The 23,109-nt window shown below is 38.0% G+C and carries 29 protein-coding genes, 1 pseudogene and 1 riboswitch; of the genes and pseudogenes, 13 read left to right on the plus strand and 17 right to left on the minus strand.

Translation table 11 applies throughout. The annotated features are described in order from the left end of the window. Nucleotides 1-79: 79 nt before the first annotated feature. Complete coding sequence (locus FCJ93_RS22500; protein ID WP_095312650.1) at nt 80-1,036, minus strand: metal ABC transporter solute-binding protein, Zn/Mn family; 957 nt, start codon at nt 1,034-1,036, stop codon at nt 80-82. A gap of 347 nt (nt 1,037-1,383) precedes the next feature. On the opposite strand from FCJ93_RS22500, the gene FCJ93_RS22505 reads away from it, so the two are divergent. Continuing rightward, nucleotides 1,384-1,953, plus strand: a complete 570-nt coding sequence (locus FCJ93_RS22505) for a beta-class carbonic anhydrase (protein WP_137744757.1) — start codon at nt 1,384-1,386, stop codon at nt 1,951-1,953. On the opposite strand, the gene yidD is transcribed toward FCJ93_RS22505, so the two are convergent. Further along, complete coding sequence (yidD, locus tag FCJ93_RS22510; protein ID WP_095312654.1) at nt 1,948-2,181, minus strand: membrane protein insertion efficiency factor YidD; 234 nt, start codon at nt 2,179-2,181, stop codon at nt 1,948-1,950. The two genes, FCJ93_RS22505 and yidD, sit on opposite strands and share 6 nt — an antisense overlap. Before the next feature lie 193 nt (nt 2,182-2,374). Between yidD and FCJ93_RS22515 the strand changes: the two genes are divergently transcribed. Beyond that, entirely contained in the window at nt 2,375-2,848 is a 474-nt protein-coding gene (locus FCJ93_RS22515; RefSeq protein WP_095312657.1) for an S-ribosylhomocysteine lyase, read from the plus strand. Nucleotides 2,849-3,112: 264 nt separating this feature from the next. Here the strand turns inward: FCJ93_RS22515 and cls are convergent, their stop codons facing one another. Both cls and ytzI read right to left on the minus strand, forming a co-directional pair. Continuing rightward, a complete protein-coding gene (gene cls, locus FCJ93_RS22520; RefSeq protein ID WP_095312659.1) occupies nt 3,113-4,561 on the minus strand; it encodes a cardiolipin synthase in 1,449 nt (482 codons plus the stop codon). A 15-nt stretch (nt 4,562-4,576) separates the two neighbouring features. Next, the gene (gene ytzI / locus FCJ93_RS22525; RefSeq protein ID WP_095312662.1) at nt 4,577-4,738 is read right to left on the minus strand and encodes a YtzI protein; all 162 of its coding nucleotides are present in this window, start codon (nt 4,736-4,738) and stop codon (nt 4,577-4,579) included. A 164-nt stretch (nt 4,739-4,902) separates the two neighbouring features. Here ytzI and FCJ93_RS22530 point away from each other — a divergent pair, with 164 nt between their 5' ends. Beyond that, nucleotides 4,903-5,340, plus strand: coding sequence for a Dps family protein (locus FCJ93_RS22530; RefSeq protein ID WP_095312664.1), 438 nt, complete (start codon nt 4,903-4,905; stop codon nt 5,338-5,340). 92 nt (nt 5,341-5,432) lie between these two features. Here FCJ93_RS22530 and FCJ93_RS22535 read toward each other — a convergent pair. From FCJ93_RS22535 to FCJ93_RS22540, 3 genes and pseudogenes are all read right to left on the minus strand, one after another. After that, nucleotides 5,433-5,618 (minus strand): annotated as a pseudogene (locus tag FCJ93_RS22535) (IS3 family transposase); the annotation flags it as partial. After that, entirely contained in the window at nt 5,596-5,802 is a 207-nt protein-coding gene (locus FCJ93_RS25150; protein WP_170211387.1) for a hypothetical protein, read from the minus strand. The gene FCJ93_RS25150 and the pseudogene FCJ93_RS22535, both read right to left, overlap by 23 nt. 137 nt (nt 5,803-5,939) lie before the next feature. Continuing rightward, nucleotides 5,940-6,197 (minus strand): DUF6154 family protein, encoded by a 258-nt coding sequence (locus FCJ93_RS22540; RefSeq protein WP_095312671.1) that lies wholly within the window; start codon nt 6,195-6,197, stop codon nt 5,940-5,942. Between the two features lie 205 nt (nt 6,198-6,402). Between FCJ93_RS22540 and FCJ93_RS22545 the strand changes: the two genes are divergently transcribed. Continuing rightward, the gene (locus tag FCJ93_RS22545; RefSeq protein ID WP_095312672.1) at nt 6,403-6,723 is read left to right on the plus strand and encodes a hydrolase; all 321 of its coding nucleotides are present in this window, start codon (nt 6,403-6,405) and stop codon (nt 6,721-6,723) included. Between the two features lie 131 nt (nt 6,724-6,854). Continuing rightward, nucleotides 6,855-7,328 (plus strand): RNA deprotection pyrophosphohydrolase, encoded by a 474-nt coding sequence (gene ytkD, locus FCJ93_RS22550; RefSeq protein ID WP_095312674.1) that lies wholly within the window; start codon nt 6,855-6,857, stop codon nt 7,326-7,328. A 380-nt stretch (nt 7,329-7,708) separates the two neighbouring features. On the opposite strand, the gene FCJ93_RS22555 is transcribed toward ytkD, so the two are convergent. The 3 genes from FCJ93_RS22555 to FCJ93_RS22565 all read right to left on the minus strand — a co-directional run bounded on the left by FCJ93_RS22555 (nt 7,709) and on the right by FCJ93_RS22565 (nt 10,391). Continuing rightward, nucleotides 7,709-8,515, minus strand: a complete 807-nt coding sequence (locus FCJ93_RS22555; protein WP_095312676.1) for an ABC transporter permease — start codon at nt 8,513-8,515, stop codon at nt 7,709-7,711. Then, nucleotides 8,499-9,272, minus strand: a complete 774-nt coding sequence (locus FCJ93_RS22560; protein WP_095312678.1) for an ABC transporter ATP-binding protein — start codon at nt 9,270-9,272, stop codon at nt 8,499-8,501. The genes FCJ93_RS22555 and FCJ93_RS22560 overlap by 17 nt, the downstream gene beginning before the upstream one ends. A gap of 123 nt (nt 9,273-9,395) precedes the next feature. Next, on the minus strand, nt 9,396-10,391 hold the full coding sequence (locus tag FCJ93_RS22565) for an ABC transporter substrate-binding protein (RefSeq protein ID WP_095312679.1): 996 nt from the start codon (nt 10,389-10,391) through the stop codon (nt 9,396-9,398). Between the two features lie 145 nt (nt 10,392-10,536). Here FCJ93_RS22565 and FCJ93_RS22570 point away from each other — a divergent pair, with 145 nt between their 5' ends. After that, nucleotides 10,537-11,322: an alpha/beta hydrolase family protein gene (locus FCJ93_RS22570; RefSeq protein ID WP_137744758.1), complete on the plus strand. Its 786-nt coding sequence runs from the start codon at nt 10,537-10,539 to the stop codon at nt 11,320-11,322. Between the two features lie 70 nt (nt 11,323-11,392). Beyond that, nucleotides 11,393-11,635 carry a DUF2584 domain-containing protein gene (locus tag FCJ93_RS22575; RefSeq protein ID WP_095312681.1) on the plus strand — a complete coding sequence of 81 codons (243 nt, stop codon included), beginning with the start codon at nt 11,393-11,395 and terminating at the stop codon, nt 11,633-11,635. Between the two features lie 361 nt (nt 11,636-11,996). Here FCJ93_RS22575 and pckA read toward each other — a convergent pair whose 3' ends face one another. Then, entirely contained in the window at nt 11,997-13,583 is a 1,587-nt protein-coding gene (gene pckA, locus FCJ93_RS22580) for a phosphoenolpyruvate carboxykinase (ATP) (protein ID WP_095312682.1), read from the minus strand. 214 nt (nt 13,584-13,797) lie between these two features. Between pckA and FCJ93_RS22585 the strand changes: the two genes are divergently transcribed. Then, nucleotides 13,798-14,181: a thiol-disulfide oxidoreductase DCC family protein gene (locus FCJ93_RS22585; protein WP_235879573.1), complete on the plus strand. Its 384-nt coding sequence runs from the start codon at nt 13,798-13,800 to the stop codon at nt 14,179-14,181. A 97-nt stretch (nt 14,182-14,278) separates the two neighbouring features. Beyond that, a riboswitch (SAM riboswitch) is annotated at nt 14,279-14,421 on the plus strand. Between the two features lie 403 nt (nt 14,422-14,824). Continuing rightward, complete coding sequence (metK, locus tag FCJ93_RS22590) at nt 14,825-16,027, plus strand: methionine adenosyltransferase (RefSeq protein ID WP_095312683.1); 1,203 nt, start codon at nt 14,825-14,827, stop codon at nt 16,025-16,027. A gap of 107 nt (nt 16,028-16,134) precedes the next feature. On the opposite strand, the gene FCJ93_RS22595 is transcribed toward metK, so the two are convergent. From FCJ93_RS22595 to FCJ93_RS22610, 4 genes are all read right to left on the minus strand, one after another. Next, nucleotides 16,135-16,620 (minus strand): hypothetical protein, encoded by a 486-nt coding sequence (locus FCJ93_RS22595; protein ID WP_095312684.1) that lies wholly within the window; start codon nt 16,618-16,620, stop codon nt 16,135-16,137. 150 nt (nt 16,621-16,770) lie between these two features. Continuing rightward, on the minus strand, nt 16,771-17,448 hold the full coding sequence (locus FCJ93_RS22600; RefSeq protein ID WP_095312685.1) for a DUF3169 family protein: 678 nt from the start codon (nt 17,446-17,448) through the stop codon (nt 16,771-16,773). Continuing rightward, nucleotides 17,445-17,651: a helix-turn-helix transcriptional regulator gene (locus FCJ93_RS22605; RefSeq protein WP_137744759.1), complete on the minus strand. Its 207-nt coding sequence runs from the start codon at nt 17,649-17,651 to the stop codon at nt 17,445-17,447. The genes FCJ93_RS22600 and FCJ93_RS22605 overlap by 4 nt, the downstream gene beginning before the upstream one ends. A 361-nt stretch (nt 17,652-18,012) precedes the next feature. Next, nucleotides 18,013-18,531, minus strand: coding sequence for a gamma carbonic anhydrase (locus FCJ93_RS22610; RefSeq protein WP_095312687.1), 519 nt, complete (start codon nt 18,529-18,531; stop codon nt 18,013-18,015). Between the two features lie 248 nt (nt 18,532-18,779). On the opposite strand from FCJ93_RS22610, the gene FCJ93_RS22615 reads away from it, so the two are divergent. Next, on the plus strand, nt 18,780-19,583 hold the full coding sequence (locus tag FCJ93_RS22615; RefSeq protein ID WP_095312688.1) for an alpha/beta hydrolase: 804 nt from the start codon (nt 18,780-18,782) through the stop codon (nt 19,581-19,583). A 12-nt stretch (nt 19,584-19,595) separates the two neighbouring features. After that, nucleotides 19,596-20,684, plus strand: coding sequence for a tetraprenyl-beta-curcumene synthase family protein (locus FCJ93_RS22620; RefSeq protein WP_095312689.1), 1,089 nt, complete (start codon nt 19,596-19,598; stop codon nt 20,682-20,684). Between the two features lie 41 nt (nt 20,685-20,725). On the opposite strand, the gene FCJ93_RS22625 is transcribed toward FCJ93_RS22620, so the two are convergent. Together FCJ93_RS22625 and FCJ93_RS22630 are read right to left on the minus strand one after the other, a co-directional pair. Continuing rightward, entirely contained in the window at nt 20,726-21,298 is a 573-nt protein-coding gene (locus tag FCJ93_RS22625; RefSeq protein ID WP_095312690.1) for a class I SAM-dependent methyltransferase, read from the minus strand. Next, nucleotides 21,295-22,248 (minus strand): TIGR01212 family radical SAM protein, encoded by a 954-nt coding sequence (locus tag FCJ93_RS22630; RefSeq protein ID WP_095312691.1) that lies wholly within the window; start codon nt 22,246-22,248, stop codon nt 21,295-21,297. The genes FCJ93_RS22625 and FCJ93_RS22630 overlap by 4 nt, the downstream gene beginning before the upstream one ends. 270 nt (nt 22,249-22,518) lie before the next feature. Between FCJ93_RS22630 and FCJ93_RS22635 the strand changes: the two genes are divergently transcribed. Next, nucleotides 22,519-22,782, plus strand: a complete 264-nt coding sequence (locus tag FCJ93_RS22635; RefSeq protein WP_095312692.1) for a YtzC family protein — start codon at nt 22,519-22,521, stop codon at nt 22,780-22,782. Between the two features lie 14 nt (nt 22,783-22,796). Further along, a complete protein-coding gene (locus FCJ93_RS22640) occupies nt 22,797-22,961 on the plus strand; it encodes a glycogen biosynthesis protein GlgD (RefSeq protein ID WP_095312693.1) in 165 nt (54 codons plus the stop codon). The last annotated feature ends 148 nt before the right edge of the window (nt 22,962-23,109 follow it).

Genomic DNA, 23,109 nt, shown 5'->3' on the forward strand with positions numbered 1-23,109 from the left:
TAGGGCAAGTAAAAGTCCATATTTGTCCGAAATCCAAATCGTTATAAGCAAAAGGGGAGTCTATAGACTCCCCTTTTGCTTATTTCGTTTCAATGAGTGCCGTTTCTAATGCTTTTAAGTTATCTTCCATAATTGAAAAGTACGTTTTGTTGTCTTTTATATTTTGCGCTGTCAAAACGGATAAATTGTGGAGATATAAGGGCTCTGCATTTAATTCTCCTTGGACAATTTCTGCTAATTTAGAGCTGACATTTTGTTCGAAAAAGATGTGTTTAAGCCCGTGCCTTTTTGCCATTGTAATAATTTCTTTCAGCTGCTTTTGCGTAGGTTCGTTTGAAGAAGACAAACCTGAGATGCTAATTTGCTTTATACCGTAGCGTTTTTCCCAATACCCATAGGCAGCATGAGCGGCAATGATTTCTTTATGTTCTGCTTTCTCGATTAACTGTTTAAATTGTTGATTTAATTCATCTAATTGGTTGGAAAGTACAGTATAATTTGCTTCGAGTTGCTCTTTATGGTCAGGAAGGTGTTGGATAAGCTCATCCTTAATTGTTTCTGCAAGCTCTTTCGCGAACAATGGATCAATCCACACATGAGGATCAATATCTCCGTGGTCATGACCATCATCATGTTGCTCTTGTTCATCGTCGGTATGTACTTCCTCTTTATCAAAGTGAATATGTTCACCGGCAGCCACTACATGAACATTTTCATTTTCTAATGTTTGTTTCGCTTTATTGACAAAGCCTTCTAATCCTAAACCGACATAAATAAAAAGGTCAGAGCGCGCTAATTCGATCATATCTTTTTGCGAAGGTTCATAAGTATGTTCATCGGCACCAGGTGGATAAATAGTATTGACCGTAACGAGTTCCTTTCCAATTTCTTCTGTGAAATATTGCAGCGGATATACCGTTGTATAAATATGGAGTTTTTCCCCTGCTGTTTCTTTATTTGTGTTATTGTCCTTTGACCCGCAGCCTGCTACAGCAAGGAGCAAAAGCAATATGAGTAAACTGATTTTAGCACGCATAATATGGCTCTCCTTATATAAAACTCTATTGTTCTATGTTATTTTTTGTTGTCAGTCATTCATTTTAGCTGAATAACCGAAAATCTTAACGATAATATAAACGAAATTATTCCGATTTAATAATTAGTATCAATCCGTAATCGTTCCGATTAACTATAGTATCTTATTATATCTATGATATAATTGCAAGAAAAAATTCCTTTTTTCCATGGAATTAGAGAACCTTCCAGCATAGCTGAAAGGAGCATTGAATCGAACATTGTTTTATCAACAATATTCCCCATAAAGGGATACTAGCAGGTTATTTACGCATAATTTCACGGTGTTGTAAGCAAAGGAGAGTCATGATGAAGCTATTAGATGAGATTCTTCAATACAATGAGGAATTTGTTAAGGAAATGAAATATGAAGCCTACTCGACCACTAAATTTCCTAATAAACGAATGGTTATTGTTACCTGTATGGACACAAGATTAACCGAATTGCTTCCTAAAGCGTTAAATATAGGAAATGGTGACGTAAAGCTTGTGAAAAATGCTGGTGCACTCGTATCGCACCCATTCGGTAGCATTATGCGAAGCATTCTTGTCGCAGTATATCAGCTTCAGGCAGATGAGATATTAGTAATTGGTCATCATGATTGCGGAATGGCTGGGATGAAAGCGGGTCAAATGATTGATAACATGAAAGAGAGAGGGATTACAGAGGAGACGTTTGAGATGCTCACGTACTCTGGAATTAATGTGACAAAATGGCTTCAAGGCTTTCAAGATGTCAAAGAAAGTGTCTCTCATAGTGTAGAAATGATTAAAAAGCATCCTCTTTTGGCAGAAGATATTCCTGTCCATGGCCTTGTTATTCATCCTAACACAGGAAAACTTGACTTAGTGATTGATGGTTACAAGGAAAAGCTATGAGTTCGGCTTTTTTTTCTCAGGGACTAAATCAACTCCACCAGGATGGAAAGGATGGCATTTTAAAATTCTTTTTATTGTTAACCAACCGCCTTTTATCGGTCCAAACCGACTTATCGCCTCGATTCCATAGTGGGAACAAGTAGGGTAAAATCGACAAGTAGGCGGTTTCAGCGGGGAGATCACAATTTGATAAAATCGAATGATGCCGATCATGATTTTTCTCAGCATTTCTTTTCGTCTCACTTTCCAATTAAATGAATTAATCGTCTTAACTGTAACTCTTCAAAAAGATAACATAATATGATATATTAGTCTATGAACGAGTATTACACATTAAATTGATAAACTTACTAGGGATTTCGTTAGAATGTTTTTAAATGAACTGGATAACGATTTTTAATAAATAAAGGAGTGAAGAAACATGCCATCAGTTGAAAGCTTCGAGCTCGATCATAATGCTGTGAAGGCACCTTATGTAAGACATTGTGGTGTTCATAAAGTAGGGACAGATGGAGTTGTCAATAAATTTGATATCCGCTTTTGCCAACCGAATAAGCAAGCGATGAAGCCGGATTCTATTCATACATTGGAACATTTATTAGCCTTTAATATCCGTGAGCATGCGGAGAAATATGAGCATTTTGACATTATTGATATTTCTCCAATGGGTTGTCAAACAGGTTATTATCTTGTTGTTAGCGGTGAACCAACTGTCGAGGAAATTATTGATTTGCTTGAAGATACAATGAGATCAGCAGTTGAAATTGTTGAAATTCCTGCAGCAAATGAAAAACAATGTGGGCAAGCGAAGCTTCACGATTTAGAAGGAGCAAAGCGCCTGATGCGTTTTTGGTTGGAACAGTCAAAGGAAGATTTAAAACAAGTATTTGCTTAAAAAATCGCTATGCCCGCCCAAAAAAATTGAGTTTGTTGCGCGGGTAAAAATAAAAAAGGCCGATTATTGCAATCGGCCTTTTCCCATTGCATTGTTGGGTAGAGAGAGGAGCATTATTGCTGCCTCGTCTATAGTGTTCCGGGCTTTACCTCTAGCACAAGTCACAAGTCGCCAAAAAACTGCTCCTTACCATAAGTCATCTGGGTCCGGACCGGTCATTATCGTTTGTCCAAAGACGAGCATGAACTACTAGCATTGCTGTTCTTATAGGATGGGTGATAGCAGTCGTGAGACAGATTCTTTGAAGCGAATGACAAGTGAGCGTTTTTGATAAATTTCATCGGTTAGCTCCCACGATAGCTTCATATCCTCTTCGAAGCTTTGTGTCAGCTCATGAGCAATATCATGATTATAAATGAAGGCGTTCACTTCAAAGTTTAGACGGAAGCTGCGCACATCAATATTAGCTGTACCGACAGAGGAGATCTCATTATCAACAATGATGGTCTTCGCATGAATGAATCCATTATCGTAAATGTAAATTTTTGCGCCAGCCTTGATCATTTCTCCGATGTAGGAGTATGTAGCCCAATAAACAAACATATGATCGGGTTTATTTGGGATCATGATTCGCACATCAATTCCTGATAAAGAAGCAATACGCAATGCATCAAGAAGGCTTGCATCAGGAATAAAATATGGTGTTTGAATCCATACAGCCTGCTTAGCAGAAGAAATCATTTTTATATAGCCATTTTTAATTTGCTCCCACTCAGAATCAGGCCCTGACGTTACGATTTGGATACCCACTTCTCCCGTAGAATTCAAAGTTGGAAAGAGGCTATCGGAATAATGAATATTATGGCGATGGGATGCTTGATTCCAGTCTAATATGAACCGGGTTTGAATGGCGTATACAGCATTGCCGACAATACGGAGGTGAGTATCTCGCCAATAGCCAAATCGCGGATTTTTCCCTAAATATTCATCTCCAATATTAAAGCCGCCCACATATCCAATTTTTCCATCAATAATGGCTAACTTGCGATGATTGCGAAAGTTCAGGCGTAGATTAATAAATTTTAATTTGGATGGAAAAAACGCTTCAACTTCCCCTCCGGCGTTTCGAAGCTCCTTGAAGAAACTCCTCGTCAAAGTTCTTGAACCAAGATCATCATATAAGATCCGGACTTTAATCCCTTCTTTAGCTTTGCGAATTAAAGCATTTAATAGTTTTTGACCAAGTTCATCCCGTTTAAGAATATAGTATTGCAAATGAATATGATCCTTAGCTGCGGCAATATCGTGAAACAATGCTTTAAATTTATCATGGCCATCTGTAAAAATTGCCACTTCGTTATTTTGAGACAGCAGTGCATCATTATTTCTCAAGTGCATTAAAATGAGGTCGTGATATTTTTTTTCAAGCTCATTGCGGTAGGAAAATTTATTGGTGCAAATTTCTAATAATTGATTGGAAATTAATTGGGCGATTCCCACCTTTTTTTGATCCTCCCATTGAAACATTTTTGAACGGGCAAGATTTCTGCCAAATAACAAGTATGTTACAAACCCTAGTCCAGGAATAAAAAATAAGACCAGTATCCAGGCCCAAGTCGCACCTGCATCCTTTCGTTCCAAGAAAATAACAATGGTTGCTAAAAACATGTTTAGAACAAAAATAAGTCCAACTAATATTGAAGTGATACTCATTATCGTTTTCCTCGCTTATTTATTTGATTGATCTGTGTCCCTATCCTGATTTAAGTGAGGATTATCTTCTAATGGATCGACAGAATGCTTATAAGAATAGGCTTTGCTAGTAGTTAATACGGATAGCAGCAGCACCACAAAAACAATAATGATGCAAATAATTAAAACGGTTAACATTCTCTCCCTCTCCTGACGTCATTATTCATATATTTTTTGCTATTGTAACAAAAATGACAAATTATATGGTCAAAGACTATTCTAACATGAATCGTCTCATCTTTTGTAAGTATTACGTTTTAGTGTGAAAATCTTGGGTATTATAGGAATGGGAGGTTGATAAAATGTCAAACAAATTAGTACAAGCTGTCAATAAGCAAGTAGCCAATTGGACCGTTCTTTATGTGAAACTCCATAACTATCATTGGTATATAAAAGGACGGCACTTTTTCACTTTACATGAAAAGTTTGAAGAGCTTTACAATGAAGCAAATCAACATATCGATGAGCTAGCAGAAAGGATTCTAGCACTTGAAGGGAATCCTGTTGCGACGATGGAGGACTGTTTAAAGATGGCCTCTGTCAAAGAAGCAACGGGCACTGAAAAGGAAGAAGAGATGGTAAGCACGATTACAACTGATTTTGAAACGATGGTCGATGAACTTCAGGAAGGAATTGAGTTAGCAGAGGAAGCGAATGATGAAGGAACTGCGGATATGCTAATTGCTATTAAACAAAGCTTGAAAAAGCAAATTTGGATGTTTAAGGCTTTCTTGAGCTAAAAAATGAAAGAAGCTGGTTATTATGAACGGATGGTGGTGACCCCACAAAGTTAGAGTTTTTATTAAGCAGCTGATTGGCTGGTTTGAGTTTGCTATTGTATTGGACTTAAACCAGCCAATTTTACCTTTATCCGCTTATTATTGTAGTAATCTATGTACTCAACAATTTGTTTTTTTAGCTCTTCATAAGATGCTAATTCTTCTCCATAATACATCTCTTGCTTGAGAATCCCAAAGAAATTTTCCATTGCCGCATTATCCGCATATGTTGCTTTTCTTTGAGCTCGAATGCCAACGCTGTTTGTGGTTTTCGAGGGAGGCATTCGGATTTTCTTGAAAAGCTTTTAACTTTTTTAAATAGGCATTCTCTAAACGTAGAAGTTCATTTTCTCGTTCTAATAGTTCTTCACGAGATAACTCTTTTTCTTGTTTTGGTAATTTTGCTTTATGATTTTTAGACATAGAAGGCCGCCCTTTCATTTTTTTTAAATTTAAGTACTTCACTATACTTCGCCATACAAAAACACCCCAGAGGTTAGATTTTTAACTCTAACTTCTGGGGTGCAGTACCCTTTTTTAAAAAAAGTATGTATGCGCTTTTAATGTAGGTTTCGTGATTGCGGAGATGGTGCCCGCTGTTGGCCGTAGCTTTCCTGAGCAAATTTACCTTTTAAAGTTTCAATCATATATAACCCGATTAAGTCATAAAGCTCCTGTTTATCTAAATCTTTAATGATATTCATTAAATCGTCATATGTCATTTCTTCTAATAAAGCAAATGCGAGCATGTCAATATCTTCGTCATCTCCGGTCAATTTATCACGATAAAATTCAAAAATTTCGTCTATCAATTTCATAGGATCACCCCCAATTTTTTATACAATACCCTAAATGGACGATAATTATTCCTATTATACATGAAAATAATGAGAAAAAGATGAGTAAAGGCTTAGAAAAAAACGAATGCTAGTAAGAAAATACAAGTATTTATGGCATGGATCGATAGTGACAATATAAAGCAGACAAAAACTGCAGTTCAAAATGAAAAAAGGAGGATTTGTAATGAGTCAAGAGAAAAAGACGTATTATATTACTGTAGGAACTGGCGAAATCACAAAAAGTCGGACCGATTCCGCATGGAATTTTAAAATAGAAGCAACAGATGATGAAATTATTCAACTTCGTGAACTGTTTGATCAAAATTATTCAATGGAATGGCAAAATTTTTTTCGCGCCCATGTACCATATGTACAATATCATCATGATCGTGAAAATGATCAATACGATGATACAATCGTTCAAGTATATCAAATGATCTATAATTTAGGCGATGCTGAGGCGAAGCAGCATATTGAATCAATGGGAATTATTACTGATCTGTAAATCTGCCAGCGTTTAAACTCTTTTAGAACGAACTTTCTTCAGCAGCAAATGTTATAATAATGGTACGAATGTTACATAAGAAGAGTGTGCTTCATCAGGAAAGAATTCTTTCCGGGAGTATTGGAGGATTTATGGATACGTTTAAAGATTTTTTCGGTGCTACTGTTCGTCTAGCTTTTAAAAAAAATTCATTTAGCGAAGCACCAAGACATGTACTCGTTATTTGCGAATATCAGAATGAATGGCTTTTAACGAAGCATCCCGTACGTGGCTTAGAATTCCCTGGAGGCAAGGTTGAACCTGGCGAATCAATAGAAGAGGCCGCAAAAAGAGAAGTATACGAAGAAACAGGCGCTAAACTCGAGTCACTGCAATTGATTGGGGAATATGAAATAGAAAATGACACGGAAACCTTCGTAAAAGCGATTTTTTATGGCAAGATCAGTCACCTGGAAAAAAGGCCCCATTTTCATGAAACAGAAGGTCCAGCACTGATTAACGGAAATATTCTGGAAGAACGTTTTAACGACGCCTACAGCTTTATTATGAAGGATTCAGTGATTGAAAAAAGCCTGCTTTTTATCGGAAAGCTAAAAAACAGGTAATGGATATCATGCAGCTCCAGATAGTCGTGTTTAAACGCTGAAGCAATATGCATCAGCGTGAAAATTTGGTCTGGAATGAGCGAGATGTGTGAAAGTGTAGTCCGAATGGGCGGTCTATTCGAGTGAAAATTGCGAAGGCTCTAAGAGGTGTATTCGAGTGAAAGGTGAAAATGTTCAACCCAAAATAAGTTTCTATTCGACTGGAACGAGTGAAGTGTGTAAGGATGTAGTCCGAATACGAGGTCTATTCGATTAATAGCGCCAGTATAAAACAAACTACCGGAACAAATGTCATTTTTTCTGCCCCGACTGAACAGAGGACAGCAGTTCTAGAAATTTTGCAAAAGCAGACCACTGAAAACTTTTTCAGTGGTCTGTTTTTAATTATGTTTTATGAGCTTTTTTTCAAGCAGTTCCACCAGTTGATACATAATAGTGGCGAATACTGCGATGACAAGCAGGGAGAGCAAGACGAGAGTAAAATTAAATACTTGAAAGCCATAAATGATCAAATAGCCTAATCCTCTTTGGGAAACGAGGAATTCTCCGACAATGACACCAACCCATGATAATCCCACATTTACTTTTAAAGTGGAGATAATGGTTGGGAACGAGGCAGGAAGGATCGCTTCTTTGAATGATTGGAATCGATTTGCGCCGAATGTTTGTAAAACCTTTAAATAATTGGCATCTACTTCTCTGAAAGAAGTGTATACAACAATGGTTGTGATGATGACGGAGATAATGGCGCCCATGGCGATAATCGAAGTCATACTAGGACCTAGGGCTACGATTAAAATGGGGCCTAAAGCAACCTTAGGCATTGAATTTAAGATGACGAGGTACGGGTCCAATACTTTGGAAAGAAATGGCGACCACCAAAGAATTGCAGCGAGAATGGTACCGAGCAGAGTTCCAAGGATAAAACCAAAGACGGTTTCGGTTAAAGTATAGCCTAGATCCATAAACAGTGAACCGTCTATAACTTTATTGATAAAGAGGCTCCATACTTTCGAAGGTGCACTAAAAATAAGTGGATCAATCCATTGTTTTTGGCTAAAAAGTTCCCAACCAGCGAAAAAGACGACGAAGATAACAAGCTGATAAAAGCGAACCCAACGATTCTCACGTTTTAAGGACTGGATATACTTTTTATGGAGGAGCTCTGTTTTATTGTTCAGGTTCAATTTGCTCCAACTCCTTCCATATCTTTTGAAAAATTTCAGGATATTTTTCATGGTTTCTTGCATGAAATGGTGTCAATGCTCGTAATTGCTCAGGAATCGTAAATGTTTGATAGATTTGACCTGGCCTAGGGGAGAAAAGGTAGATACGGTCGCTCATGGCAATTGCTTCTCCAATATCATGGGTAACTAAAATGGCTGTTTTTCCAAAGGATTTGAGTGTGTTCGATACGAGATCTTCAAGACGGAGCTTCGTTTGGTAATCCAGTGCTGAAAAAGGTTCATCGAGCAATAACAGCTTTGGCTCTGTTGCGAGTGTTCTGACGAGGGCTGCTCTTTGCCGCATTCCCCCTGATAATTGTGAGGGATACTGTTTTTCAACTCCTTCTAAACCTATCTGTTTGAGGAGTGCAATCGTAGCCTGTTTTTTCTCTCGGGTTAGCAAGTTATTTAACCTTAATCCCAAAAGAATATTTTCTTCAATTGTTTTCCAGGGAAATAAATAATCCTGCTGTAGCATATAACCAATCTGATGATGAGCCTTTTCAAGCGTTTGATTTTCCAATGTTACTTTGCCTTCGGTTGGTTTCAGTAACCCTGCAATAATGGAAAGCAATGTCGTTTTACCGCACCCGCTAGGACCGAGAAAGGAGATAAATTCCCCCTCCTCCACCTCTAGCGAGATATTGGAGAGGGCCGTTGTTGCAGAGCTTTTGCTAAAGTAAGTATGATGTATTTCATCGATCTTTAAGAATCCCATTTAACTTGCGGCCTCCTCATTAAAAAGCTGTTTTAGAGATTAAGAATCTTACTTTACTATTTTATTACGATACTGAATGAAGGGTAACGGCCATTTCGTCAAGACAATTGCTACAAATAATATCTATTCCATGACACTCTCAGCGATGTCTGTGTTAACTAAGCTACTGTAATCGATGCGCTCAGGTAGTTCTCCAGCTTCGTCCATAATATTTTGCAAATTGTTCCATTCGTCTTCATCAAGAACTGGATCGACTGCGAAGGAATCTTGCCCCATGTAACGTTCTACGACCATTTCAATAATGTCTAGATCAGTATCAGCAAAATGCGGTTGGATAACTTCTGCTACTTCTTGTGGGCTATTTTCTTCTACCCATTTTTGCGCTTTATAAATCGCTCTCGTAAATTTTTCAACCAATTCTTTGTTTTCTTCAATATAGCTTTGTTTAGCCATATAGCTTGTGTATGGAACATGGCCTGATTCTTCACCGAAGGAGGCAACAATATAGCCTCGACCCTCTTGTTCAAACACGCTTGCCTGAGGCTCGAACAATTGAACAAAATCTCCAGTTCCAGAAGCAAATGCGCTTGAAATATTAGCAAAATCAATATTTTGAATAAGCTCTAGGTCAGCATGAGGATCGATATCATGTTTTTTCAACACGAATTCGCCAACCATTTGCGGCATGCCCCCTTTTCGTTGACCAAGAAAAGTCACACCTTTAAGCTGATCCCAAGAGAAATTATCGACTTTTTCTCGAGATACAAGGAAGGTTCCATCTGTTTGAGTAAGCTGAGCAAAATTGATCACTTGATCACTGGCTCCTTGGGCGGCAACATATATGGAGGTTTCAGAACCAACAAGACCAATATCAGCACCGTCTGATAAAAGGGCAGTCATTACTTTATCTCCGCCAGGGGTAAGAGTTAGTTCTATATTTAATCCCTCTTCCTCAAAAAACCCTTTTTCAATTGCTACATATTGGGGGGCATAAAATATCGAATGCGTCACTTCAGCAACACGAATGGTTTGAACCTCTTCATTATTACAAGCAGCTAGAGCTATAATAAGAATAGCTGTTAAAAGACTAGCGCAACTTATCTTGAACCACTTTTTCATGTTTTGACCTCCTTAGGTGGAATCATTTGAAATTGTAATTAACAATCTATATGAAAGGTTTATAAGCCTAACATATCGTATGAAATGATAAAAAATGTGTGAATGCCTAGACAAAAATGACGAACTATTTTTAGGAGTTGAACATATGCAATGGGATGACGGTCAAATTATTACGAAACAAAAATTTCCTTCACCTAATCCACAGGTTGATCTCTATACGGTTACATACATGTCAGATGGTTTTAAAGTGAAAGGATTGCTAGCTGAACCGAAGGAAGGAGGAAAGTACGGAGGGTTCCTCTATTTGCGCGGGGGGATCAAAAATGTTGGTAAAGTACGTCCAAGCAGGATCGTCCAATTTGCAGTAGAAGGCTTTATCGTTTTTGCCCCTTTCTACAGAGGAAATCAGGGGGGAGAAGGGAATGAAGATTTTGCGGGCGATGATCGCAAGGACGCATTCTCCGCATTTAAATTGCTTCAAGCTCACCCAAGAGTGGACAAGATCCATGTATTTGGCTTTTCTAGAGGAGGAGTGATGGCCCTTTTCACCGGAATTACCTTTCCAAACGTGGCTTCTGTAGTGACTTGGGGCGGAGTAAGCGATATGTTTCTTACCTACGTGGAAAGAAAAGATCTGCGGAGAATGATGAAAAGAGTAATTGGAGGGACACCGAGTAAATATCCTGAACGCTACCAATATCGAACGCCATTATTTCAACTGGAATGCTTGGAAGCCCCTATTCTCATTATCCATGGGGCCAGGGATAAAAATGTATCCGTCGAACATGCTTATCGACTTGAAACAAGATTAAAAGAACTAAATAAGAGGGTGGAGAGCTGGTATTTTACTGAATACACCCATTATTTCCCTCCACTAGTTAATCGCCAAATTGTTGAAGATTTGACGAAATGGATGAAAAAGCAAGAGTGAAAATGGTAAGATAAAAATACATATAAGTCTTATTAAGAATTAAGTTCTACATGGCAAAGGAGAGAAAACGATGGGTATGCCTTTGGAATTAAATACAATGATTGTGACGAAAGGAAACGAAATGCGTGTAAGGGAGAATCTTTTTACGCTGGTAAAGGAAGGGTTTCGACTTTATCCAGTAGAAATTCCGATTGAAGTGAGAAGAACAATGGAAGGTGATTTAATTGGAATTGCCAAAATAAAAAAAGTGGAATGGGAAAATAATGAAACGACGTTGCATTATCAACTGATTGCTTTAAATTCTACAAATTAAAAAATCGCTTTTTTCGTTGCGGATATCTCTTATAAAGAGTCTTGCACATGCAACTAAAGTTTAATTCGTCAAATGAGGTTCTATCAGAGGTTGTTCTGTTTTCCGGAATTGTAGGGTGAAATTCCGGAATTAATGCAATTTTTCCGGAATTACATCTGCTTTTTCCGGAATTAAGCAGAAAAATTCCGGAATTAATCACGATTTTTCCGGAATTAAACAGAAAAATTCCGGAATTAATCACGATTTTTCCGGAATTCACCTTCGTTTAAGTAGTGCACACGATTTTTTGTTTGTTGTTATTACAGTTGATAAAAAAAGCTCCTCTGTTGGAGAAGCTTTTAGGTCACAAAATTAGTAGTGATTAAGAAAGTGGTCCGCCCTGTTCACGAATAGATGCGGGTACATCTGTGAATTTTTCAAAGTTTTTCTTGAATTTTTCTGCTAATTCTTTCGCTTTGTTTTCATAAGCAGTTTGATCAGTCCATGTTTTATGCGGCAGCAATACTTCATCTGGTACACCGGGAACGTGAAGAGGGATATTTAAGCCAAAGAAATGGTCTTTTACTGTTTCGACATTGTTTAACTCCCCTTCAAGGGCTGCGTGAACCATAGCCCTTGTATAGCTTAGCTTCATTCGGCTGCCCACACCGTATTCTCCGCCAGTCCACCCTGTGTTAACAAGATACACTTGAGCGTTATGCTCATCGATTTTTTCGCCGAGCATTTCTGCATAACGAGTGGCTGGCAATGGAAGAAATGGGGAACCAAAGCAGGTAGAGAACGTCGCTTCTGGAGATGTAACTCCTCGTTCTGTTCCAGCCAGTTTAGAAGTATAGCCGCTTAGAAAATGATACATTGCTTGTTCTTTTGTTAATTTTGCGATTGGTGGTAGCACCCCAAATGCATCAGCAGTTAAAAAGACGATTGCATTCGGATGGCCGGCGATGCTCGGATCAACAATATTGTCAATAGCCTGAATTGGATAAGCCGCACGGGTGTTTTCCGTTAATGAGCCATCATCATAGTCAGCTACTCGAGTTTCTGGATTAAGAATGACATTTTCTAACACTGAACCGAACCGAATGGCTTCGAAAATTTGCGGTTCTTTTTTATAAGAAAGATTAATGCACTTTGCGTAACATCCACCCTCAATGTTAAAAACGCCATTTGCTGACCAGCCGTGTTCATCATCTCCAATGAGACGGCGATGCGGATCAGCGGATAAAGTTGTTTTGCCAGTACCAGAGAGGCCAAAAAATAAGGCGACGTCTCCTTCTTGCCCTACATTGGCAGAACAATGCATAGGCAAAATGCCGTTTTCAGGAAGTAAATAATTCATAATAGAAAAGATCGATTTTTTGATTTCACCTGCATATTCTGTTCCACCTATTAATACAGTTTTACGCTCAAATGATATAATAATAAAGGTTTCAGATTTTGTTCCGTCAACAGTCGGATTTGCTTTGAAATCTGGAGCTGAAATGACAGTAAATTGAGCTTGATGAGTGTCTAATTCATCTTTCGTTGGTCGAATAAATAATTGATGGGCAAATAGATTGTGCCAAGCGTATTCATTAATCACTTGAATCGGAAGCTGCGAATTTTTATCGGCACCAGCAAAGCCTTTAAAAACAAATACTTCATCCTTCTTTTTCAAATAATTAAGCACTTTTGTATAAAGAGAGTCAAACGAATCTTCGGAAATCGCCTGGTTGATCGGGCCCCAGTCAATTTTATCTTTTGAAGAACGTTCTTCCACGATGTATTTATCTTTAGGGGAACGTCCAGTATAGGTTCCAGTAGTAGCACATATGGCACCGGTAGAAGTAAGAACTCCTTCATTTCGACGCAAAACTTTTTCGACTAATTGGGGAACAGATAGCTGGATATGAACATTATTTTGTTGTAACAATTCATTTAGTTCATTAGAAAGGCTAACTGAATTCATCTGATGAATACCTTCTTTCAATATAGTTTAAAAATGTAATTCTCGAAAGCGATATCATAATACGATTAGTATAACACATTTATCTCATTAGTCTATACTAATTCGCGGAAAATGCCACTGAACAACTAAAAAGTTTCAATTGTTTAAGGAAAATTACTAGAGTGCTTTTTGCAAAACGATGATCATAATCTATTCAGTCTTCAACAGGAAGGGAATGGAAAAGTTGAAAATTGAGGCATTATATGATGGAAATTGTGCGTTATGCTTGAGAACAAAGACTATGTTACGAAAAATGGATTTATTTAAAAAAGTCACTTGGCTTTCTTTACAAGAGTTTGAGGAAATTCATAAGGATGGTAGATTTACAGCAAAGGATTTGAGAAGTGAGCTTCATATTCTTCTTCCAAATCAACGAGTGCTTAAGGGGTTTAAAGCTATAAGAAGACTTTTACTTATCAGCCCGTATACATTTATCGTTGCATGTATATTATATTTGCCTTTTCTGCATTTAATAGGAGATCCTATTTACAAGTGGATTGCCCGAAATCGGCATTTATTTTTCAAGCAAAAATGTGATGATGGAAGTTGCTCCTTATAGGGAGCATTCCTATGAAAAAGAAAAAAATAAAAGAATTATTCCATAGCTGTTGACACATATGCACTCGTTCGTTATGATCTACACTTGAACGGATACTCTCTTATCCCGAGTAGGTGGAGGGACAGGCCCTATGAAACCCAGCAACCGGTTATTATGTTCAAGATTCTGTTTGAATCCTTGAAAGTTTTGATAGCAATGGTGCTAACCTGAAGCAAGGATGAAGTCCTTGAACGATAAGAGTGAAAGGCGAGAATTGTTTACGTACTCCTTTCCTCTTCTTAGGAAAGGTTTTTTTGTGTTTAGTGCAAGAGGCTTATCATCCAACATAATTTAGCGTTTCTAAAAAAAGATCCTCTAGTTTGCCGGGTGATGACTGCAAGGAGAGCTCCTTAGAAATATAAGCTGCATTAAATTTGTGGTGAAGGCGCCTTGTACTTTTCAATATTGTAAACAATTGAATGAGTTTCAAGATGGCAGAACGATTATTCGTTCGCAGCATAATATGAAATGAGTTCTTCAACCCTTTTTATGGATTCTTGAAAATCATCATAAAAACTCCATGTTTATTTCATACTACATAGGGAATGAGTTCCGTATCAGCGTGGGGGTAAGCCCTCGTACTTATAGATGAGGAGGAAGTCAGATGTCAAGAAACGCGCGTTTGTTTACTTCTGAGTCAGTTACTGAAGGTCATCCAGATAAAATTTGTGACCAAATTTCTGACGCAATATTGGATGCGATCTTAGCAAAAGATGCTAATGCTCGTGTTGCTGCTGAAACTTCTGTCAATACAGGACTTGTTTTAGTGGCAGGAGAAATTACTACTTCTACATATGTAGATATTCCAAAGATTGTCCGTGAAACGATAAAAGAAATTGGATATAATCGTGCTAAATACGGATTTGATTCTGAAACTTGTGCAGTATTAACATCGATTGACGAACAATCTCCTGATATTGCTATGGGTGTTGATCAAGCTTTGGAAGCACGTGAAGGCAGTATGACGGATGAAGAAATTGAAGCAATTGGTGCAGGTGATCAGGGATTAATGTTTGGCTTTGCTTGTAATGAAACAAAGGAGCTTATGCCGCTTCCGATTTCACTTGCCCATAAACTATCTCGCCGTCTAACAGAAGTTCGGAAAGAAGAGATTCTTCCTTACCTTCGACCGGATGGAAAAACACAAGTGACCGTTGAATATGATAAAAACAACAAGCCGGTCCGCATTGATACCATTGTCATTTCCACACAGCACCATCCTGAAATTACCCTTGAACAAATTCAGCGCAATATTAAAGAGCATGTGATTAATCCAGTTGTTCCTAGTGAACTAATTGATGAGAATACAAAGTATTTTATCAATCCTACTGGACGATTTGTCATCGGGGGTCCTCAAGGGGATGCAGGCTTAACAGGTCGTAAAATTATTGTAGATACTTATGGTGGTTATGCTCGTCATGGCGGCGGTGCATTCTCTGGTAAAGATCCGACAAAAGTGGATCGCTCTGCAGCCTATGCTGCCCGTTACGTAGCGAAAAATATCGTTGCAGCGGGGCTAGCTGATAAGGTAGAAGTACAGCTAGCTTATGCGATTGGTGTCGCACAACCAGTGTCTATCGCTGTCGATACATTTGGAACAGGGAAAGTAGACGAAAATATTTTAGTAGAAGTGGTTCGCCATAACTTCGATTTACGTCCTGCAGGCATCATTAAGATGTTGGATTTACGCCGTCCGATTTACAAGCAAACAGCTGCTTACGGGCATTTTGGTCGTACAGACATCGATCTTCCGTGGGAGCGTACAGATAAAGCTGATGCTTTGCGTGAGCAGGCATTAAAGGGTTAAAAAGAGGGGACAGAATTCTCTTTAGTTCCTTTCAGACTGCAGACAAACTCGATAATCAAGTTTGTCTGTAGTTTTTTTAATCGCTCTGTCAAAGTTTAAAGCTGATATTACTCAATATAGTCAATTAACTTTGCAGGAACTTGTTCAAAAATATAAAGTTCAGGTTTATTAAAAGGTTTGTGCTTTAAATAGTCAGACAGAGTCATCATACTTTTCCAATACTGTTTCATTAACTCCTCCTTTGATGGTAATCCTTCAACAAGGAACCCGCTACCCCCATCATATCTATCTTCCAGATAAGCAAATAATTCACTTGATATATCGAAGTTAAAAACTAAGATCTTATCGCTAAACACTGGAAAACGATAATAGGGTTTTTCGTATGGTTCCAAATCTGCACCGAAGGCTACTTTAAAATCAATCCATTTTGGTAAATTCATTGGTCTGTAACGCTCCGTTAGTTCTGGAAAGAAATTAGCTCCCCTTGAATACCATCTTGTTGCTGTCTTATGCGTTAATCCTTCTTTTAAAACCTTTTCCGGACTTATATTTTCTCCGAACTCATTATGAATGAACATATGGTATAAATACAAACAGGCTCCTCCTTTCTTTAAACAAATCTACCCGATAGTTGAACAAGTAGTTCTGTTTACAGCGTGAATTTACATAAATCTAAGTATATCATTTTTTCCATATTTTGTATTGAGCTTTCATGATGATTCCTTTGAGAATGCTTTCCAAAATTATTTCAGTTTATTTGGCTTTAGGCTAGTGGTGTAGCTTATTTGTATAAGAATTAGTAGAATGCCGATGCCGATGATACTTATTAATTGAGAGTTTCCGCTAAAAATAGAATAGTACATGAGACCGGATGCTAAAATAACAAGACCCCAAATTAAAACTGAATATACTTTAAGCAAGCTTTTTAAGATGACATATTTTTCACCGTCGTCAAATTGGTCCATTATTTCTTGATTATAATGATTGGACTGAGGGTCAGGGAATTGAAAGTTTGGATTTGTGATCCTCATAAGCTTAGGATTCGGGAAAAAATTAAAAACAGAAATAATCATTAAAGTAAAGCTCCAAAAAGGCACACTTGGTGCTGTCTCTCGAAGTAGTAAAAAGCCAATGAGCAGACCGAGAAAGGAGAGAGAAAGTGCCATTTGAATAAAAGAAGTGATCGTATATGCTTTTCTCTCTAAAGCAACACAGTGGGAATCTTCTTTATCTTTTTCAACCTGTTGTTGACTGCCACGGATAATTTTATAGAATTGAAATCTAGCTATGATTAAAAAAAGAAGTATCGTTATATTTACTAGCATTAAAAGATTTGCATCAAGCGCTCTATCGTTAAAATGAGAAAATAAATCATTGAGTGCAAATAAAAAGATGATGATGTAAATAACTAAGATTTTCATGATAGTTCCTCCTCGCTAAAAATAAAAACATTTTCTATCGGTTCTTGAAATACTTTGGCGATCCTGATTGCAATCAATAATGATGGCATATATTCATTTCTTTCAATTAGACTTACTGTTTGTCGGGAGATCCTTGCTTTTTTTGCCAGTTCTGTTTGGTTTAGTCCATCTCTAGCCCGCAATTCTTTGAGTCGAGTTTTCATTGTATCACCTCGTATAAATAGTAAACCATCTTTGTCTTTTTGACAATTATAATAGTCAAAAAGACAAAGATAATTTTCTTTATATATGGCTTTGTTAAATAGAATTGTTGTTAAAATGATTTTGGGCCCATTTCATGTGAAACCAAAGTTTCACATGCCTTTCAGTATAACTGAAAGGTCAGAGAGAAAATGAGCCAAAAATCAACACCGACATATAACAAAGCCTTATATATAATAAAATTTGTTATATATTTGGATTCTTTTTTGTAAAAACCGGAATGAAGCAGTATCGTTTTTATCTACATGGTCATGAATTAAAAAAGAGGCGCATTGAATAAATGTCGCCTCTACAAAAATGAGTTTATTTGCTTTGTTGCAATTTTTTATAATATTGCCCTTTCTCAGCGTATTCTCTTGTTATTCTCTGCATATCTTTAATATCATCTAGTGTAAGTTCTCTGATTACTTTAGCAGGTCTTCCGAACGCTAGCGTATTAGGCGGGATTTTTTTTCCTTGTGGTACAAGGCTTCCTGCTCCAATAAAAGCACCCTCACCAATTTCCGCATTGTCTAAAATAATGGAACCCATTCCAATCAGTGAATTTTTGCGAAGAATGCAGCTATGTAAAATCACTTGATGCCCGACGGTAACTTCGTCTTCAAGAATTAATGGGTTATTCGGGCTTTGGTGAAGGACGCAGTTGTCCTGCACGTTTACTCTTTTGCCGATGATTGTAGGAGCTATATCTCCTCTAATAACTGTATTAAACCAGATGCTTGCTTCGTCACCAATTACCACATCTCCTGTGATCGTGACGTAGTCAGCAATAAAGGCGCTAGCTGAAATTTTGGGAGATTTGTGATGAAATGGATAAATCATGAGCATTCTCTCCTTAATAGATTTTACTCCCATTGTACCTAATTTTTGTGTAAAAAGTGTGAATTAATCAGAGGCGGTGGTAAAAACTCTGAGGTTTCGCCTTTTTTGTGTTAAAATGAACTATAATTTCGATTCTTTTTTACCATCAGGTTGAATAGAATGAACCGATTTGACTAAGGTTGTAGGTCTATAACCAATTTAAATAAATGGAAGAACTGTTTGATAAGGGCTTTGTAGGAGGAATATTCATGTGGAAATGGGAACCAGACGGGGAAGCAAAAGGAGTCATAGTCATCGTTCATGGTGCGCTGGAGCATCATCGCCGCTATGGATGGTTAATTGAAATGTGGCGTAAAGAAGGCTTTCAAGTCATCATGGGCGATTTGCCTGGACATGGTCTCACAACAAGGTCTAGAAGAGGGCATATTGATTCTTTTGAGGAGTATATAGCAGAGGTTAAGGACTGGGTGAGGACGGCTTATCAATTCGATTTACCTGTCTTTCTCCTGGGGCACAGTATGGGGGGATTAATAACGATCCGTTTGCTTCAAGAGGTGAAGCTAGACTTGGCGGGTGTTATTTTATCATCTCCTTGCCTCGGCTTAGTGAAGAAGCCCGGAAAGCTGTTAAACGGCTTAACCCATATTTTAAACGTTGTTGCCCCTGAGTTGCGGGTGGATCCTGGTATTACCGTCAAAATCGCGACCAGAAATAGGGAAGTTCAAGATGTTGACCGAAACGATACGTTATATATTGATAAGGTGTCGGTAAGATGGTTTCGCGAATTAGACAGTTCGATTAAGCTTGCTTTTGAAGAAATAGAAAAAACACATGATGTTCCTCTCCTTGTGATGCAGGGCGGCGATGATAAAATCGTCAATAAGCTCGCTGTTAAAGAATGGTTTAATTATGCACCATTGTCAGAGAAACGCTTTAAGGAATGGCCAAAGTGCTATCATGAAATTTTCAATGATCCTGAAAGGGATGAAGTATTTGAATATGCAAAGGATTTTGTATATAGTCAATTGAAAGCAATTGGTTACATTATTTAACGGAGGATTTTTATGATACCGTCAGAACCGCTTAGTTTAATGTCAAAAGTATATCGTCATATTTTACCAACAGCACATGTTGAGCTTGCTTATTGGAAGAAACGTGCAGAAGAAATTCCTGATCCGGAATTGAGGAAACAGGCATTGGCCAGCATTGAAGGGAAAACCTTCCACTGTGAAGGTGGTTCGATCTTAGCCATTATGGCTGGGGAGAGGTATAAAGAAGCGATTAAATTTATTGTTGCCTATCAAACGATTAGCGATTATTTAGATAATTTATGCGATCGAAGTACTTCATTGAATCCTGATGATTTTTCTGCTTTGCATGAATCCATGGAAGTGGCTTTAACAGTTGGGGCGGAGCAACGAAAGTATTATCGATTTCGAAAGGAATTTGATGATGGAGGGTATTTAGAGGAATTATCGCAAACATGTCAACATGTTTTGAATACAATCGCCGCTTATGGTGATATTAAACACTATTTACTCGAGCTTTGTGGCTATTACTGCGACTTGCAAATACATAAGCATGTTAAGGTTGAAGAACGGATTCCCCGATTGCAAAAATGGTTTAAGCGCCATAAGAATCAAATCCCTGAAATGGAATGGTACGAGTTTTCGGCATGCTCCGGTTCAACGCTTGGGATTTTTTCTTTAGTTTCTCATGGGATGAGCACTGATTTTAATAAAGAAGACGCTGAGAAAATTAAAAATGGCTATTTTCCATATATACAAGGTTTGCATATTTTACTGGATTATTTTATTGATCAAGAAGAAGATCGCCTTGGTGGCGATTTGAATTTTTGCTTTTATTATCAGAATGAAGAAAGTTTATTCGATCGCTTAAAGCATTTTGTCGAGGAAGCGGACAAGCATACTGATGGACTCCCGAATAAACAATTTCATCGTCTCATTAATAGAGGCTTACTTGGAATTTATTTGTCCGATGAAAAAGTTCGCCGGCAGAAATCGGTGAGATTATTGGCGAGAGAGATGATTAAAAGCAGTGGATTAGTGAGTTTTTTCTTTTATGTGAATGGACGCCTTTACCGCAAAGTGCAAAAATGGATTCCTTCATTAAAAGTGAAGACCGACTCATAAATTTGAGTCGGTCTTTGTATTTTATCATATTCACGCTTTTCTTATCTTTTTTCAATCGCGATGATAAATGGCGGGGCATTTTCTTGATTAATAAATTGGTACTGGAGAACATGGGCCTTTTTTTGTTCAAGCTGTTCTACGTATGAAAGAAGTTCTTCTTTTTCTACTACACCTTCTGGATGACCATGGTAAATGACAAGCACAATGATCCCTTCTTGGGCAAGGATTTCCAGCAATTGCTCAATTGCTGCTATGGTCGTATTGGGCTGTGTCGCTATTGCCTTATTTCCACCAGGTAAGTAGCCTAAATTAAAAATAGCTCCCTTTATTTGCCCATGTATGCCTGCTTGAATAGACTCTGCTATTTTTTCGTGCCCCTTGTGAAATAACGTCACTTGATGGCTAAGCCCTTGCTCCTGTAAGCGCGTCATCGTGTTGGCAATCGCCGCTTCCTGTATATCAAAGCCAAAAACATGTCCATTTTCTCCAACAAGATTTGCTAAAAATACGGTATCATGCCCATTTCCAACGGTCGCATCGATCGCGATATCTCCCGGACCCACTGCATTTGTTAATAATGTTCTTGCAAAAGGCAATATCCCTTGAAGCTTCATGATGTTGCCTCCCAATACTTCCCTTGCCAGCTGTTGCGGCGTTTTAGCTCGGCATCGATTGAATTAAGAACCTCCCATTTATTGACACTCCACATCGGACCAACCATTAAATCGATGGGGCCATCTCCCGTGATGCGATGAACAATCATTTCAGGAGGTAAAATTTCCAGCTGATCACATACGAGCTTTACGTAATCTTCTTGAGAAAGGAATTCAAGCATGCCCTTTTCATATTGCTTAACCATAGGTGTCCCTTTTAATAAATGGAGCAGGTGGATTTTTATCCCTTGTACATCGAGCTTGGCTACTTCCTGTGCTGTCTCCATCATCATGTCGTATGATTCCAACGGTAGGCCATTGATGATATGGGAGCATACACGAATGCCATGCTTACGAAGTTTTTCAACTCCTTTTACATAACATTCATAATCATGGGCACGATTAATTAATAAGGCTGTTCTTTCATGTACAGTTTGCAGGCCAAGTTCAACCCAAAGATACGTCCTTTCATGGAGCTCTGCCAAATATTCAACAACATCGTCGGGCAAACAGTCTGGACGGGTCGCAATTGACAGACCAACAACCCCTTCTTGTGCAAGGACACGTTCGTATTTCTCTCTTAATTCTGCTACCGGAGCGTGAGTGTTTGTATAGGCTTGGAAGTAAGCCATATATTTGCCATCCTTCCATTTTTCATGCATTTTTTCTTTAATTTCATTGAATTGAACTTCAAGATCATCAGCCCGATTTCCAGCAAAATCTCCTGAGCCTGCTGCACTGCAGAAGGTGCACCCTCCATGGGCAACGGTGCCATCTCGATTCGGGCAATCAAATCCTCCATCTAATGCTACCTTAAATACTTTATGGCCAAATTGCTTTCGCAAATGGTAATTCCAAGTATGATAACGCTTATCATCTAATGCATATGGAAAAGGCATTGTCTGATTCAAATCAGTACCCTCCTTTATTTCGAAAAAAATATAAATTTTTAATTTGGAATCTTTATCGCCACAGAACAAATCCATTGAAGAGCGAATTTGCAACGTGAGTGCTTAAGGTTTTTTAATGAAACATAAGAAAGATTTTAACATGAAATAAGGAATTTTCATAATGGAGTTTATTTCTATAGTAAAAAAACGGGTAAGGAAAAGATGGGGTGAACAAACTAAAAAAGAAGCTTTTATGCTTCGTTAAATGAAATGAGTGGGAGGTTTTATAGGATGGCTACTCGTCAATCAATCGAAGACCTTCTTCAGCAGTGCGAGGATGCGATACGCAACGCTCATGAGCAATATCAGGATCATACAAGACAGGAACATTATAATGAAACAGAATTTACAGAGGCGATGCAACAAATTGAAACGGCGTATAATGACTTAGCGAAAATGGCTCTCAGTGCAAATGGACAACAGCGCGAACAGCTACATCGAATGAGACTGCAATTACAGCAAGTGCAAAATAACTTAATCTTACATGAGCATTAAGGAGAGATTCAAAAGTGAAGAAACGCTCAAAACAAAACAATCCTGAGCAAAAAACACGAAATGGCATTAACAATCAAGATTTAGAGCTTGGACGAGATGTTGATGAGGTAAAAAAAGCCAAAAAGACGTATGAAAAATCAGGAGGACAGCCGATTAAATCAAAATTCCATCAAGAGTAATCTGCTTGTTTCTCAATAAAAAAGAACGAGGGTGGGACAAAACCCATCTCTAAAATGAAAAAGCCAGTGAAATTTTACGACACGTAAAATTTCACTGGCTTTGATTCATTTTTGTATAAAAATAAGGACCTCTTCTGATAAAATTAAG

The sequence above is a fragment of the Robertmurraya siralis genome (assembly GCF_005502275.1).
GTDB classification, from domain to species: Bacteria; Bacillota; Bacilli; order Bacillales; family Cytobacillaceae; genus Robertmurraya; species Robertmurraya siralis.

Excerpts from the sequence above, each read along its gene's own strand:
- FCJ93_RS22610 (WP_095312687.1), bottom strand. The coding sequence starts at position 18,531 with ATGATTTATCCATTTCATCACAAATCTCCCAAAATTTCAGCTAGCGCC.
- FCJ93_RS22505 (WP_137744757.1), top strand. The coding sequence starts at position 1,384 with ATGAAGCTATTAGATGAGATTCTTCAATACAATGAGGAATTTGTTAAG.
- FCJ93_RS22515 (WP_095312657.1), top strand. The coding sequence starts at position 2,375 with ATGCCATCAGTTGAAAGCTTCGAGCTCGATCATAATGCTGTGAAGGCA.
- FCJ93_RS22560 (WP_095312678.1), bottom strand. The coding sequence starts at position 9,272 with ATGGGATTCTTAAAGATCGATGAAATACATCATACTTACTTTAGCAAA.
- yidD (WP_095312654.1), bottom strand. The coding sequence starts at position 2,181 with ATGCTGAGAAAAATCATGATCGGCATCATTCGATTTTATCAAATTGTG.
- pckA (WP_095312682.1), bottom strand. The coding sequence starts at position 13,583 with ATGAATTCAGTTAGCCTTTCTAATGAACTAAATGAATTGTTACAACAA.
- FCJ93_RS22620 (WP_095312689.1), top strand. The coding sequence starts at position 19,596 with ATGATACCGTCAGAACCGCTTAGTTTAATGTCAAAAGTATATCGTCAT.
- FCJ93_RS22615 (WP_095312688.1), top strand. The coding sequence starts at position 18,780 with ATGTGGAAATGGGAACCAGACGGGGAAGCAAAAGGAGTCATAGTCATC.
- FCJ93_RS22600 (WP_095312685.1), bottom strand. The coding sequence starts at position 17,448 with ATGAAAATCTTAGTTATTTACATCATCATCTTTTTATTTGCACTCAAT.
- FCJ93_RS22570 (WP_137744758.1), top strand. The coding sequence starts at position 10,537 with ATGCAATGGGATGACGGTCAAATTATTACGAAACAAAAATTTCCTTCA.
- FCJ93_RS22575 (WP_095312681.1), top strand. The coding sequence starts at position 11,393 with ATGGGTATGCCTTTGGAATTAAATACAATGATTGTGACGAAAGGAAAC.
- FCJ93_RS22545 (WP_095312672.1), top strand. The coding sequence starts at position 6,403 with ATGAGTCAAGAGAAAAAGACGTATTATATTACTGTAGGAACTGGCGAA.
- FCJ93_RS22625 (WP_095312690.1), bottom strand. The coding sequence starts at position 21,298 with ATGAAGCTTCAAGGGATATTGCCTTTTGCAAGAACATTATTAACAAAT.
- FCJ93_RS22530 (WP_095312664.1), top strand. The coding sequence starts at position 4,903 with ATGTCAAACAAATTAGTACAAGCTGTCAATAAGCAAGTAGCCAATTGG.
- FCJ93_RS22540 (WP_095312671.1), bottom strand. The coding sequence starts at position 6,197 with ATGAAATTGATAGACGAAATTTTTGAATTTTATCGTGATAAATTGACC.
- ytkD (WP_095312674.1), top strand. The coding sequence starts at position 6,855 with ATGGATACGTTTAAAGATTTTTTCGGTGCTACTGTTCGTCTAGCTTTT.
- ytzI (WP_095312662.1), bottom strand. The coding sequence starts at position 4,738 with ATGTTAACCGTTTTAATTATTTGCATCATTATTGTTTTTGTGGTGCTG.
- FCJ93_RS22585 (WP_235879573.1), top strand. The coding sequence starts at position 13,798 with ATGGAAAAGTTGAAAATTGAGGCATTATATGATGGAAATTGTGCGTTA.
- metK (WP_095312683.1), top strand. The coding sequence starts at position 14,825 with ATGTCAAGAAACGCGCGTTTGTTTACTTCTGAGTCAGTTACTGAAGGT.
- FCJ93_RS22635 (WP_095312692.1), top strand. The coding sequence starts at position 22,519 with ATGGCTACTCGTCAATCAATCGAAGACCTTCTTCAGCAGTGCGAGGAT.
- cls (WP_095312659.1), bottom strand. The coding sequence starts at position 4,561 with ATGAGTATCACTTCAATATTAGTTGGACTTATTTTTGTTCTAAACATG.
- FCJ93_RS22500 (WP_095312650.1), bottom strand. The coding sequence starts at position 1,036 with ATGCGTGCTAAAATCAGTTTACTCATATTGCTTTTGCTCCTTGCTGTA.
- FCJ93_RS22605 (WP_137744759.1), bottom strand. The coding sequence starts at position 17,651 with ATGAAAACTCGACTCAAAGAATTGCGGGCTAGAGATGGACTAAACCAA.
- FCJ93_RS22565 (WP_095312679.1), bottom strand. The coding sequence starts at position 10,391 with ATGAAAAAGTGGTTCAAGATAAGTTGCGCTAGTCTTTTAACAGCTATT.
- FCJ93_RS25150 (WP_170211387.1), bottom strand. The coding sequence starts at position 5,802 with ATGTCTAAAAATCATAAAGCAAAATTACCAAAACAAGAAAAAGAGTTA.